The sequence below is a fragment of the Mesorhizobium sp. B2-7-3 genome, assembly GCF_006440715.1.
GTDB lineage: Bacteria > Pseudomonadota > Alphaproteobacteria > Rhizobiales > Rhizobiaceae > Mesorhizobium > Mesorhizobium australicum.
In genome coordinates this window covers 141533-155046 of sequence record NZ_VFTY01000004.1, presented here as the reverse complement: position 1 = coordinate 155046, position 13514 = coordinate 141533, and the positions used below count along the sequence as shown (strand labels likewise).

Below are 13514 nucleotides of genomic sequence, written 5' to 3'. Positions count from 1 at the left end.
GCGGGAATGCGGCGCCTCTTAGACGTCCTGCGCCGCTTGCGGCGGGCCAAGGGCCCGCCGCGCCTCCGGAAAATGCCAGCCATATCGGCTGGTCGGCACGGCATTATTCTGATGCTGGCGCTGACCACTTCTGCCATCGCCGGCGACCTTCTACCCGCCGGTCTCGCCACCACGCGCACCGACCTTAATGCCAAGGATCAGGTGCACGTCACAGCCATTACCAGGCCGACCACGGATTTTTCCAAGCCCGAGCCTTTCGAACTGATGCAAGGTGGCGCCGGCACCTCGCGGAAAGACATCAGCCGTGATTCCTTCTCGCAATCTTCGGCCAACATCAGCTTCGAGGAAGAAGGCACCTTCAAGCTCGGCAATGCGCTTTTCCGCAAGAACTGGGTCTCATCGCCGTCCTCGACGCAGGCATCGGATGGGCTCGGACCCTTGTTCAACGAACGGGCCTGCCAGAACTGCCATCTGAAGGATGGACGCGGACGGCCGCCGCAAGCCGATGTTGGCACCACCTCGATGTTCCTGCGGCTGGCGCGCGATGCCAGCAGCGCGGAAGAAAAGGCGGCGCTCGCCGACTATAGGCTGCTCAACCTTCCAGACCCGGTCTATGGCACGCAATTGCAGCAACTGGCCGTGCCTGGTCTCAGGGGTGAGGGCAGGATGCGTGTCGACTATCGGGAACGGAAGGTGGAACTGCCGGACGGCACCGCGGTTTTACTGCGCAAACCCGCCTATACGATCGATGATCTCGGCTACGGGCCGCTCGATCCGCACACCACGCTGTCGCCGCGCCTGACGCCGCCGATGATCGGCCTCGGCCTCATCGAACAGATCGCGCCGGCCGACATTCTGGCCCGTGCCGACCCTGACGACAGGGATGGCGATGGTATTTCCGGCAAGCCCAACATCGTGCGTGATGGCCTGAGCGGCGAGCTGACGCTTGGCCGTTTCGGCTGGAAGGCGCAGACCGCGTCGATCCGCCAGCAGGCCGCCGATGCCTTTGCCGGCGATATCGGCATCTCGACGCCGGAGGCGCCGAAACACTGGGGCGATTGCACCGCCGCGCAGGAAAAGTGCCTCGCCATGCCCAACGGCGTGCAGGCGCGCCTCGGCCCGGTCGAGGCGCCGGCGCCGGTGATGGATCTCGTCACCTTCTATTCGCGCAACCTGGCGGTGCCGGCGCGACGCGACCTCGCCTCGCCTGAGGTGCTCGCCGGCAAGAAGGTCTTTTATGAAATCGGCTGCGTTGCCTGTCACACGCCGAAATTCGTTACCCGTCGCGATGCACCTGACAAGCCGCAGGCGTTCCAGTTGATCTGGCCTTATTCCGATTTCCTGCTGCACGACATGGGGCCGGATCTTGCCGACGGCCAGGCTGTGGGCGATGCGACCGGCAATGAGTGGCGCACGCCGCCGCTATGGGGCATCGGCCTCACCGAAATGGTCAACGGCAATTCCTTCTATCTGCACGATGGTCGTGCGCGCACTTTGGTCGAGGCCATCCTGTGGCATGGCGGCGAGGCGCAGAAGGCGCGCGACCGCTTTGCCGCCACCAGCGCCACCGAGCGCGATGCATTGGTCAAATTCCTGGGGTCACTTTGATGGCGAAGCGTTTCGCGCTGGTTCTCGTTCTTCCGCTGGTTCTGCTGGGCGCCTTGCCCGCATCGGCCGCGGTGAAAGCCTCTGATGTCATCCAGCGCGCGATCGACGGCTTTGTCCGCCCGGCATATGAGGACCTGCACCAGCATGCGGAAGCCCTGACCAAAGCCATGCACAAGCTTTGCGAGGCGCCCTCGCAAGCGGACCTTGAAGCGGCGCGAGCCGCGTTCTCGGCTACCGTCTACGCCTGGTCATCGGCCGAGATCATCGGTTTCGGGCCGATCAAGGAGAACAACAGGCTGGAGCGCATGCTGTTCTGGCCGGATCGCAAGAGCATCGGCCTGAAACAGGTGCAGGCGGCGTTGTCGGACAAGGATCCCGCTGCCACCGATCCTGTCCAGCTTGCCGGCAAGAGCGTTGCCATGCAGGGGCTCGGGGCGCTGGAATTCGTGCTCTACGGCGACGGCGCCGACGCCTTGACGGGCAAGGCTGAATCCTATCGCTGCGCTTACGGGGCGGCTGTCGCCGGCAACATCGAAACCATCGCCGCGGACGTCAGCGCGGCCTGGGACAAACCAGATGGATTCGCGGCACTGTGGGCCAATCCGGGGCCGCAAAACACGCTCTATCGCGATGGTAACGAGGCGGTGACCGAACTGGTCGGCGTCTTGATCAACGAACTGGAAATGGTCCGCGATGTGCGCCTGAAGGGTTTTCTGGGCGCCAAGCCCGAGGCCGACAAGCCAAAACAGGCGATCTACTGGCGTTCGCAGAACACCGCCAACGCGCTGGCCGGAAATCTGGCCGGCATCGATGCGCTGTTCCAGGTGTCGAAGCTCGGCAACGCGCTGCCGCCGGATGCGCGCTGGATGGCAGAGTCGATCCACATCCAGCTGCTCAACGGCGTTGCGACCGCCAAGGCCGTCCAGGGTCCGATCGACAAGGCGCTCGCCGATCCGGCGCTGCGCGAAAAACTCGAGCATCTCGCCCTGATCACCTCCAGCCTGTCGACCCTGATCGGCGCCAGGCTGACCGCCGAATTCGGCCTGACCGCCGGCTTCTCGTCGCTGGATGGAGACTGAGCGTGACCTTGAGATTGGCCGAAACGCCCATAGCTTCGTCATCCTGGGGCGAAGCAAGGAGCGAAGCGACGCGGCGTAGACCCCAGGATCCATGCCGTGACCGCAAGGCCTTGCAACGGTTCAGAATTCTGCTCTGCTGCATTCCTCGGCGAAAGTCACGGCATGGATCCTTGGGTCTCCGCGACGGAGCTACGCTCCTGCTCCGCCCAAGGATGACGAAGTTCCGGAGGCTTCGGCCAACTTCCAACGTCTGCGATGAGTCATTCGAAGAATTGGCAGGTGCCAAGCGTCAGCTCCGATCCCTAAAAACTACCATGTCTTGGAGCCGGCCAGTGCAGGGGAGGGCCATGTCTTGAAAACGCGTCTCATCGACCGCCGCGATTTCTTGAGGGCCGCCGGCATTGGCTTTGCCGCCGCCGTGACGCCCTCGGCCTGGGCAAATACGCTCGCGGCGGATGCCGTGTTCGCCACCGCCTTCGTCAAGCGCGACGGCAGTTTTGGTGCCGCCGTCCTGTCCGAGGCCGGCAAGGTGCTGCATGCGATCGACCTGCCCGATCGCGGTCATGACGTCACCTTCGATCCGATATCGAAGCGTTCGGTGGTTTTCGCCCGCCAGCCCGGCACCTTCGCCGTCGTTTTCGATCACGCCGGGCGCGACGCCTCGCAGACCATCGCCAGCATCGCGGGCCGGCACTTCTTCGGTCATGGTGTCTTCTCGCCCGACGGCGCTCTGCTCTACGCCACCGAGAACGACTTCGACAACGCCGCTGGCGTGGTCGGGGTCTATGACGCGCGGGCGAAATTCAATCGCGTCGGCGAATTCCCGACCTACGGCATGGGCCCGCACGAACTTCTTCTGCTGGGCGATGGCAAGACGATCGCGGTCGCCAATGGCGGCATCGAGACCCACCCAGACTATGGACGCGCCGAGCTCAACATTGCCACCATGAAACCTTCCTATGTGCTGGTCGACCGCGTCACCGGCGACCTGATCGAAAAGCATGAACTGCCGGCCGCTCTCCACCAATTGTCGATTCGCCACATGGATATCGACCAGACCGGCACCGTCTGGTTCGGCTGCCAATACAGGGGCTCCGGCACCGATCGTCCGCTTCTGGTCGGTCGCGCCGCGCGGGGTAAGGAGTTGGCATTGCTCGACATGCCGCGGGATGTGCTGTCCGGTTTCCGCAACTATATCGGCTCGGTCGCCGCCAATCCTGGTGCCGGCACCGTCGCCGTCTCCTCGCCGGAAGGCAATTCGCTTGTCGTGATCGATGCGGGCAGCGGCCGGATCGTCTCCTCCAGCGCGCTGGTCGAGGTCTGCGGCGTGGCGCCCGACGGGGCAGGTTTCATGGCCACCACGGGCGCCGGCGAGATCATCGAGGGCGGTGGTGCCACGCGGACGGAACCGGACTATGTCTGGGACAATCACATGCTGCGCATAGGGCCGGCGGCATAACCTCTTCTGCCGGGCCAAACCGAAGCCGCTTAACAAATTATGCACTACACACTTGCGGTTGCGCGCCATGGCGGGCACAGGGAATTGTTTCTCGAACCGGTCGTTTCATGAAAGTTCTCGCCATCGACTGTGCCGCCAGCCTCTGCGCCGCCTGCGTCTACGACGCGGCGGCTGGGCTGGAGCTTGGCCGCTCGGTGCTTGATCTGGGCAAGGGTCATGCCGAGCACCTGATGGCCGTCATCGCTGACGCGTTGAAGACCGCCGCGACCGACTACGCCGGACTTGGCGCCATTGCCGTCTCTGTCGGTCCGGGTTCCTTCACCGGCCTGCGCGTCGGCGTGTCGACGGCGCGTGGCCTGGCGCTGGCGCTCAAGCTGCCGGCAATCGGGGTGACGACCCTCGAGGCACTGGCCGCCGAGGCGGCCAGTGCCTTTCCTGGCCGCGCCGTGCTGGCGGCGCTTGATGCCGGCCGCGAGGAAATCCATGCCGCACTGTACGATGAAATGTCAGTGTTGACTTACGGTCCGGCCGTGGCCACGCTTGCGGATGCGGTGACGATGGCGTCGGAACGTACCGCGGTGCTCGCCGGCACGGCAGCGACGCTGATCGCTGACGCGGCCGGCCGTACCTTCGACATCGGGCCTCGGGCGGCCACCGCCGACATTCTCACCTACGCCCGGCTGGCTGCCGCAAAGGGGCAGGGCGAAAGGCCGAAGCCGCTTTATCTGCGCGGTGCCGATGCCAAGCCGCAGGCCGGGTTTATACTATCGAGGCAAAGACCATGATCCCGAAAAGTGGAAGCCGGCTTTCGCGGACAAACGGTCCCGTTCGCCTAGAGACCATGGTCAGACGAGAAAACGAGAATTGATGCGCATACCTTTTCTTCAACCACGTCGCCGCGACTACGCGCTCGAGCCGCTCAGGATCACCGACAGCGCCGCGGTCTCGCTGCTGCACCGCGAGGATTTTGTCCGCCCCTGGACCGATGGTGAGTTCGCCGCCTTGCTCGAACAGGACACCGTGTTCGGTTATGCCGCGCGCGAAACCGGGCAGGGCGCCAAGCCGCCTGTCGGCTTCGTCCTCGCCCGGCTGGCCGCGGGCGAGGGTGAAATCCTGACCGTCGCGGTGGCACGGTCGCATCGTCGCCAGGGCCTGGGCTGGCAGTTGATGGACGCAGTGCTGCGCGAATTGCATTCGCAGCGCGCCGAAGCCTTGTTCCTCGATGTCGATGAGACCAATGCCGCGGCGATCGCTCTCTATCGTCGGTTGGGTTTTCGGGAAGTCGGCAAGCGTCCGGATTACTACAAGTCGCCCGATCGGGGGCCGACTGGGGCGCTTGTCATGCGCCGCGATCTTCGCTAGCCAGGGACCGCATGATCCCGAAAATCGAATCCGATTTCGGAGAGGATCATGCGCCAGAATTAAGGTGTTACAGCGTCCTTTGCGCGTCCAAGAGGACGCGCGGCGCTGTAATGGTAGGGCGATGATCAAGAAAATCAGGATTTTCCTGGCGCTGGGCCTCGTCGTCGCTGGGTCGCTGGTTTTCGTGCCGCTGCAGATCCTGTCGATGAAGACCGGTTGGTGGCCGGAAACCTTCATCCTCAAGATCTGGCACCGGCTGATCATCCGGGCGCTCGGCATGCGTATCCATGTCAGGGGGGCGCTGTCCGACAAACGCCCCTTGCTGGTTGCCTCGAACCACATCTCCTGGACCGACATCATGGTGCTGGGCTCCTTTGCCGATGTGAAATTCATCGCCCGAGCCGACATGGAAGGCTGGCCGCTGATCGGCATGCTGTCGAAACTGCAGCGCACTGTTTTCATCGAGCGCGAACGCAAGCGTTCGTCTGGCGATCAGGCCAGCGAGATCGCCAGACGCATGGCCAAGGGCGATGCCATGGTGCTGTTCGCCGAGGGTTCGACCGGTGACGGCAATGTCGTCCTGCCCTTCAAAAGCACCCTGTTCGGCGCCGCCTCGATGGCCATCTCCGAAGGCGCGGCCGAGCAGGTCTTCATCCAGCCCGTTGCGATCGCCTATACGCGCCTGCACGGCGTACCGCTCGGCCGCCGCCACCGCCCGATCGCAGCCTGGATCGGCGATGAGGACCTGATGCCGCATCTCAAGGTGCTGATGGCCGAGGGCGCGCTCGACGTCGAGGTGCATTTCGGCGAACCGATCGCCTTTGCCAAGGGTTCCAACCGCAAGGAAACGGCCAAGCTGATGGAAGGCCGGGTGCGCGAGATGATGCAGGCGGCCCTTACCGATCCGCTCCCGAGCCGCTGAACCCAGCGGCCCCAAGGCAGAATCGTCTGTTTTTTGTCACGGAAAGGCGTTAGAAGCCGCCGGATGGACTTGAACACGATTGAAAGCGACGACATCGGCACTGCGGCCGGACAGTCGGCGGCGAACGCCACGGCAGCCAAGAAGGTCTTCGTCAAGACCTATGGCTGCCAGATGAACGTCTATGATTCACAGCGCATGACCGATGCGCTGGTCGCTGACGGTTATACGGCGACCGATGCCATCGGCGAGGCCGATCTGGTGCTGCTCAACACCTGCCATATCAGGGAAAAAGCCGCCGAAAAGGTCTATTCCGAACTTGGCCGCATCCGCGACATGAAGGCGGAACGCGCAAGTGCCGGCCGCGAGATGCTGATCGGCGTCGCCGGCTGCGTGGCGCAGGCCGAGGGCGCCGAGATCATCCGGCGTTCGCCGGCCGTCGACCTGGTCATCGGTCCGCAGACCTATCACCGTCTCCCCGACGTGCTGGCACGGGTTCGCGGCGGCGAAAAGATCGTCGAAACCGAGTACGCCATCGAGGACAAGTTCGAGCATCTGCCGCAGCCCAAGCGTGCCGAGGTGATCAAGCGTGGCGTCACCGCCTTCCTCACCGTCCAGGAAGGCTGCGACAAGTTCTGCACCTTCTGCGTCGTGCCCTATACGAGAGGCTCGGAAGTGTCGCGGCCGGTGGCGCAGATCGTCGCCGAGGCCGAGCGGCTGGCCGAGGCCGGGGTGCGCGAGGTGACGCTGCTCGGCCAGAACGTCAACGCCTGGCATGGCCAGGGCGAGGCCAAAGGGGGCAAGACCGCGGAATGGGGTCTCGGGCGGCTGCTGTTCCGGCTGGCCGAAATCCCCGGCCTGGCGCGGCTGCGCTACACCACCAGCCATCCGCGCGACATGGACGACGAATTGATCGCCGCGCACCGCGACTTGGCCGCACTGATGCCCTATCTGCACCTGCCGGTGCAATCCGGGTCGGATCGCATTTTGAAGGCGATGAACCGCAGGCATACGGCCAAGGACTATCTGGCGCTGCTCGACCGCATCCGCGCCGCCCGCCCCGATATCGCGCTGTCGGGCGATTTCATCGTTGGTTTCCCCGGCGAGACGGAGGCCGATTTCGAGGCGACCATGGATCTGGTGCGCCAGGTGAATTATGCCTCGGCCTTCTCGTTCAAATATTCGCCGCGTCCCGGTACGCCCGGCGCCGAGATGTCCGACCACGTGCCGGAAGCGGTCAAGGACGACCGCTTACAGCGCCTGCAGGCATTGCTCTTGAAGCAACAGCAGGATTTCGGCTTGAGTTTGATCGGCAGCACCATAGATACGCTGATCGAGAAGCCCGGTCGTCAGGCCGGCCAGAAGGTCGGCCGCTCGCCTTGGCTGCAGCCAGTTATTGTTGATGAAAACGCCGGCGAAATCGGTGACATTATCAAGGTGCGAATCACGAAGACGGGCTACAACAGCCTGTTCGCCGAATTGGCCTGATGGTCTCGGCAGATGAGGAGAGACGGTTGAGCGCAGCGGAGCTGAAGAATCTGCCCCCGGTACCGGCATCCGGGGCTTCTGACATGGCGCACATCGTTTTGACTTTCGACAACAACAAGCTTGCCAGCGCCCTTTACGGCCAGTTCGACGAAAACCTGGCCCGGCTTGAGCAGAAGCTCGGCGTCGACATACGCTCGCGCGGCAACCAGCTGACCATCAAGGGATCCGCTTCGGCCGCCGAACAGGCGCGCCGCGCCTTGGACAATCTCTACGGCATCCTGCAGAAGGGCGTCGATATCAGCCAGTCCGATGTCGACGGGGCCGTGCGCATGGCTATCGCCGCCGACGACCAGCTCACGCTGCCGACATTGGAGCGCAAGGGCAAGGTCTCCGCCGCCCAGATCGCCACCCGCAAGAAGACCATCTATGCCCGCTCCCTGAATCAGGACGCCTACATGCGGGCGCTGGAGCGGTCGGAACTGGTGTTCGGCATCGGTCCAGCCGGCACCGGCAAGACCTATCTGGCAGTGGCGCATGCGGCGATGCTGCTGGAACGCGGCATGGTCGAGCGCATCATTTTATCGCGACCGGCTGTCGAGGCGGGCGAACGGCTGGGCTTCCTGCCGGGCGACATGAAGGAGAAGGTCGATCCCTATCTGCGGCCGCTCTATGACGCGCTCTACGACATGATGCCGGCCGACAAGGTCGAGCGCGCCATTGCCGCCGAAGTAATCGAAATCGCGCCGCTCGCCTTCATGCGCGGCCGCACGCTGGCGCACGCCGCCGTCATTCTCGACGAGGCTCAGAACACCACGCCGATGCAGATGAAGATGTTTCTCACCCGTCTCGGCGAGAACTCGCGCATGATCGTCACTGGCGATCCGACACAGATCGACCTTCCTCCGAGCACCAAGTCGGGCCTGGTCGAAGCCTTGCGTGTCCTCGACGGTGTGGCAGGCGCGGTAACCGTACGCTTCAACGATGTCGACGTCGTCCGCCATCCGCTGGTGGCGGAAATCGTCAGGGCCTATGATCGGGACGCCAAGCTGGCTCGTGGCCTCGGTGCCGAGAATTGATCTTGACGATGCGGCCTCATGCCTGATGACAACACATCCGGCGGCGGGAGCCTCCCGGTTCCCGTCGAGATCGATATATCGGTTGAAGCGGGCGACTGGCCCGATGAAGCAAGCCTGACGCGGCTGGTCGATCGCGCGGTTGACGCCGCCTTTGCCGAGACCGGTGCGGCGGGTCATTCCGAACTCAGCATTGTTTTTTCCGACGACGCCCATGTCCGTACGTTGAATGCCGGCTGGCGCGGCAAGGACAAGCCCACCAACGTCTTGTCTTTCCCGGCTTTTCCGCCGGCAAAAGGCGGCCCGCTGCCGCCGATGCTCGGCGACATCGTGCTTGCCGCCGAGACGGTGGCGCGCGAGGCGGCACTGGAAGACAAGCCGCTGGAGAACCATATCTGCCATCTCGTCATCCATGGCCTGCTGCATCTCATGGGCCATGATCACGAGACCGACGCGGAGGCCGAGGAGATGGAAGCCATCGAGCGCGCCGCGCTGGCAAGGCTTGCCATTCCCGATCCCTACGCGTAACTAAAAACGACCAATTGACCGGACGACGATGAACGACAAACCAGAGACTGCCGCCCGCCCCGATGTCGGCAGTGCGATCAAGGCTTCCGATACGTCGGAAGAGGGATCAGGTCCGAGTACCGTCACCCCTGGTGTTGCCAACACTGGCAGCGCGGCCATCGAGCCGTCGCCTGCCGGCCCCTCCCTGTTCAACCGCGTACTGGGCCTGTTCCGGCAACGCAACGGCACCAGCCTGCGCGAAGAGATCGCCGGCGCGCTCGCCGAGACGACGAGCGATGTCGAATCCTTCTCGCCTGGCGAGCGCGCCATGCTCAACAACATCCTGCGCCTGCGCGAGGTGCGCGTCGAGGACGTCATGGTGCCGCGCGCCGATATCGAGGCGGTCGAGATCGCCACGTCGCTCGGTGACTTGCTTGGCATGTTCGAACAATCCGGCCATTCCCGCATGCCGGTCTATTCCGAGACGCTCGACGACCCGCGCGGCATGGTCCATATCCGCGACGTGCTGGCCCATATCACCAAGCTGGCGCGCGTCAGGAAGGGCCGTGCGACCCGCAAAACGCCTGTCGCCACGGTTCTCGATCTCGCCCAGGTCGACCTCGCGCGCACCATCGGAGAGCTCAACCTGATCCGGCAGGTCCTGTTCGTGCCGCCGTCGATGCTTGCGTCCGACCTGATGGGCCGCATGCAGACGACGCGCACGCAGATGGCCCTGGTCATCGATGAATATGGCGGCACGGACGGCCTCGTCTCGCTCGAGGACATCGTCGAGATGGTGGTTGGCGACATCGAGGACGAGCACGACGACGACGAGCCGATGATCACCCAGACCGGCGACGGCGTGTTTATCGTCGATGGCAAGGCCGAGATCGACGAGGTCGCCAAGATGATCGGCGAGGATTTCGCCGCCGGTGAACATGGCGAGTATGTCGACACCATTGGCGGCATGATCTTCAACACGCTCGGCCGCGTGCCGGCGCGCGGCGAGGTGGTGCAGGCCATTCCCGGCTTCGAATTCCATGTGCTGGACGCCGATCCGCGCCGCGTCAAGCGCGTGCGCATCGTGCAGAGCCAGAAGGGCGAACGCCGCCGGCGGGTCACGGCGCGCACCGAACAGGCCTGAAAGCCTGCTGTCGCATGACGATCGAAGATCCGTTCAAGCACTCGGTCCTCGGCTCCGGCGTGTTTTACAAAGATCCACGCTCTGCCCTGGATTGGCTTGAAGCAGCCTTTGGCTTCGAGCGCAGCATGGTGGTCAGCAATGCCGAGGGAAAGCTGGTCCACGCCGAAATGCGGTTCGGCGATTGCTACCTCATTGTCGATTCTGAATGGGCCGATCATGTCGCGAGCCCCGCGTCGGTCCAGGGCAAGAACACGCAATCGGTCTATGTCAGGTTGAAAGACGGCCTGGATGCGCATTGCGAGCAGGCCCGCGCGGCCGGTGCTGCAATAATCCAGGAGCCGGCGGACCAGTTCTACGGCGAACGCCAGTATCGGGCGCGCGATCCCGAGGGCCATGTCTGGACGTTCACGCAACCGATGGGTTCTGTTTCTCGTGAAGAGGCCGAGCGGTTGGGTGGCCTGCGCATCGAAGGCTGGCACCGGTAGAGAGCGGCCGGTAACCACGCCGGCGTTTGGAGCGCGCGGCGCGGCCTGATAAATCTTAGCTCCTGATTCGCGCGACGGAAATACGCATGGAGCGCCTTGCCGGCCGGATAATTCTGCTTTGGGGTTGGCGGCGTTCGCTTGTGGCGTTTTTCGCTGGGGCGCTCACGGTTCTGGGCCAGGCGCCTTACGATTTCTTTGCCGCCTGTTTCATTTCGTTTCCGCTGCTGGTCTGGCTGCTCGATGGCGCGACCGGCGAAGCCTCCGGCAGCCTGTTGCGGCGCCTGCGGCCGGCTTTCGCCGTCGGCTGGTGGTTCGGCTTCGGTTATTTCCTCGCCGGCCTTTGGTGGATCGGCTCGGCGCTGCTGGTCGAGGCCGACGACTTTGCCTGGGCGCTGCCGTTCGCGGTGGTCGGCATTCCCTTCGCGCTCGCATTTTTCTACGGCTTCGCAACGGTGGTCGCGCGGCTCCTGTGGAGCAGCGATATCGGCCGTATCGCTGCCCTTGCCTCCGGTTTTGCGCTGGCGGAGTGGCTGCGCGGCTTCCTGTTCACCGGTTTCCCCTGGAACGCCATCGGCTACGCGGCGATGCCGGTGCCGCTTTTGATGCAGAGCGTCTCGGTGACCGGCATGATCGGCATGAACGCGCTCGCGGTTTTCCTTTTCGCGCTGCCGGCGCTGCTGGCGGCGCGTCGGCATCTTCGGCTGGGCGCCGCGCTGTTTGTCGTGCTCGCCGCCGCCCATGTCGGCTTTGGCTATGTCAGGCTCAACGCCCCCGAAAAGCCGGCGACGCGCAGTCTCGATGTCCGCATCGTCCAGCCGGCCGTGGATCTGTCGGAAAAATGGGATGCCTCGGTGCGCGACCGCATCTTCGCCACCTTGCTGGGCCTCTCCGCAAAGGCACCGGACCCAGGTCACGAAAAACCGCAATTGATTCTCTGGCCGGAAACCTCGGTACCGTTCCTTTTCACGGAGCGCCCTGACGCCTTGACGGCGCTGGGCGACATGCTGGGCGACGGGCAGATGCTGATCGCCGGCGTCGTGCGTGAGGAGGGCGGCTCGGCGGCCAGCGCCGACAGCCGCTACTACAACTCCGTGGTGGCGATCAACGACAAGGGCGAGATCGCCGACGCCGTGGACAAGGTTCATCTGGTGCCGTTCGGCGAGTACCTGCCTTTCGCCGACCTGCTCGCTCGTTTCGGCATCGAACAGCTCGTCGCCGGGCCGCTGACGTTCACGGCCGGCAACGGGCGTCATGCCATCACGCTTCCGGGCGGCATTCGTGCCCTGCCATTTATCTGTTATGAGGTGATCTTTCCCGATCTGGTGGCAGTTGACGCTACGTCATCGCAGCTTATTGTGAACGTTACCAACGATGCATGGTTCGGCGACACGCCGGGACCGTATCAGCATTTCAGGCAGGCCCAGATTCGCGCGGTGGAGAATGGATTGCCCTTGTTGCGTGCTGCCAACAACGGCATCTCGGCCGTGGTCGACGCCCGTGGCCGCGTCGTCGACGCCCTTGCGATCGACGCGCGCGGAGCCATCGATGTGAAGGTGCCTGTTTCCGCACAGACGGTCATTTCGTCCAGCCAGCGGCGCATTAACGGAATGCTGATCATGTTGCTGTTTGCGCTTGTAGGGGGGCTGTTGAACGTAAGGCAAAAGCTACGGGTGAATTGACAGCTGGCACATTAGAAACTCATACTGTACCGCCTGAAAATTTCTCGAAGCTGGTGGATCGTTCTGTTGGGGCAGTCGCCTCCGGCTTTCTTTGGGCAGGAAAAAATCACAAAGCCGAAAAAATTCGGCGAGGAAAAAATGACAGAAGAAAACAAGAAGAAACCCAATCCCATCGATATTCACGTGGGAAGCCGGGTCCGGCTTCGCCGCAATATGCTCGGAATGAGCCAGGAAAAGCTGGGCGAGAATCTCGGCATCACGTTCCAACAAATCCAGAAATATGAAAAGGGCACCAATCGCGTCGGTGCCAGCCGCCTGCAGGCGATTGCCTCCATACTCGGCGTGCCTGTCGCCTTCTTTTTCGAGGATGCGCCAGGCCAGGAATTGACCGCCAACCGCGGCTTTGCCGAGGATAGTTCGATGGCTTTCGCTGTCGAGTTCTGCGGCAGTCCCGAAGGACTTCAGCTCAACCGGGCCTTTGTCAAGATCGCCGACGTCAAGGTACGCCGCAGGATCATTGACCTGGTGAAATCGCTCGCCGAGGACGATCTCGACTGATCCGCAATGCGCTTTGCGCCGGCGGCATGCGCCGCCGGTGGCACAAGATATCGCCTCCGACATTCAGGCCAGAGCCGCGGCAGCGCTTGACGAGCAGCGCTTTGCCCCGCTAACACGTGGCGCGCCAAAATCGGCAGCCTGCCGATCGTTTTT

At 63.5% G+C, this 13514-nt stretch carries 13 protein-coding genes; all 13 read left to right on the top strand.

What is annotated here, in order from left to right; translation table 11 throughout:
- Positions 1–6 precede the first annotated feature (6 nt).
- The 13 genes from FJW04_RS10925 to FJW04_RS10865 all read left to right on the top strand — a co-directional run bounded on the left by FJW04_RS10925 (position 7) and on the right by FJW04_RS10865 (position 13361).
- Positions 7–1608 (top strand): di-heme oxidoredictase family protein, encoded by a 1602-nt coding sequence (locus FJW04_RS10925; RefSeq protein ID WP_140714054.1) that lies wholly within the window; start codon positions 7–9, stop codon positions 1606–1608.
- On the top strand, positions 1608–2687 hold the full coding sequence (locus FJW04_RS10920; protein WP_015314024.1) for an imelysin family protein: 1080 nt from the start codon (positions 1608–1610) through the stop codon (positions 2685–2687). The genes FJW04_RS10925 and FJW04_RS10920 overlap by 1 nt, the downstream gene beginning before the upstream one ends.
- A gap of 352 nt (positions 2688–3039) precedes the next feature.
- Positions 3040–4146, top strand: a complete 1107-nt coding sequence (locus tag FJW04_RS10915) for a DUF1513 domain-containing protein (RefSeq protein WP_015314023.1) — start codon at positions 3040–3042, stop codon at positions 4144–4146.
- Between the two features lie 107 nt (positions 4147–4253).
- Positions 4254–4931: a tRNA (adenosine(37)-N6)-threonylcarbamoyltransferase complex dimerization subunit type 1 TsaB gene (gene tsaB, locus FJW04_RS10910; protein ID WP_140714052.1), complete on the top strand. Its 678-nt coding sequence runs from the start codon at positions 4254–4256 to the stop codon at positions 4929–4931.
- 82 nt (positions 4932–5013) lie between these two features.
- Complete coding sequence (locus tag FJW04_RS10905) at positions 5014–5508, top strand: N-acetyltransferase (protein WP_140714050.1); 495 nt, start codon at positions 5014–5016, stop codon at positions 5506–5508.
- Positions 5509–5629: 121 nt separating this feature from the next.
- The gene (locus tag FJW04_RS10900; protein ID WP_015314020.1) at positions 5630–6430 is read left to right on the top strand and encodes a 1-acyl-sn-glycerol-3-phosphate acyltransferase; all 801 of its coding nucleotides are present in this window, start codon (positions 5630–5632) and stop codon (positions 6428–6430) included.
- 63 nt (positions 6431–6493) lie between these two features.
- Entirely contained in the window at positions 6494–7915 is a 1422-nt protein-coding gene (miaB, locus tag FJW04_RS10895; protein ID WP_140714048.1) for a tRNA (N6-isopentenyl adenosine(37)-C2)-methylthiotransferase MiaB, read from the top strand.
- Positions 7916–7998: 83 nt separating this feature from the next.
- Positions 7999–8991, top strand: a complete 993-nt coding sequence (locus FJW04_RS10890) for a PhoH family protein (protein ID WP_031241013.1) — start codon at positions 7999–8001, stop codon at positions 8989–8991.
- An 18-nt stretch (positions 8992–9009) separates the two neighbouring features.
- A complete protein-coding gene (ybeY, locus tag FJW04_RS10885) occupies positions 9010–9516 on the top strand; it encodes an rRNA maturation RNase YbeY (RefSeq protein ID WP_015314017.1) in 507 nt (168 codons plus the stop codon).
- Positions 9517–9544: 28 nt separating this feature from the next.
- Positions 9545–10639 carry a hemolysin family protein gene (locus tag FJW04_RS10880; protein WP_015314016.1) on the top strand — a complete coding sequence of 365 codons (1095 nt, stop codon included), beginning with the start codon at positions 9545–9547 and terminating at the stop codon, positions 10637–10639.
- 14 nt (positions 10640–10653) lie between these two features.
- Entirely contained in the window at positions 10654–11124 is a 471-nt protein-coding gene (locus FJW04_RS10875) for a VOC family protein (protein ID WP_023795402.1), read from the top strand.
- A gap of 86 nt (positions 11125–11210) precedes the next feature.
- A complete protein-coding gene (lnt, locus tag FJW04_RS10870) occupies positions 11211–12803 on the top strand; it encodes an apolipoprotein N-acyltransferase (RefSeq protein WP_140714046.1) in 1593 nt (530 codons plus the stop codon).
- 138 nt (positions 12804–12941) lie between these two features.
- Positions 12942–13361, top strand: coding sequence for a helix-turn-helix transcriptional regulator (locus FJW04_RS10865; protein ID WP_127279029.1), 420 nt, complete (start codon positions 12942–12944; stop codon positions 13359–13361).
- The last annotated feature ends 153 nt before the right edge of the window (positions 13362–13514 follow it).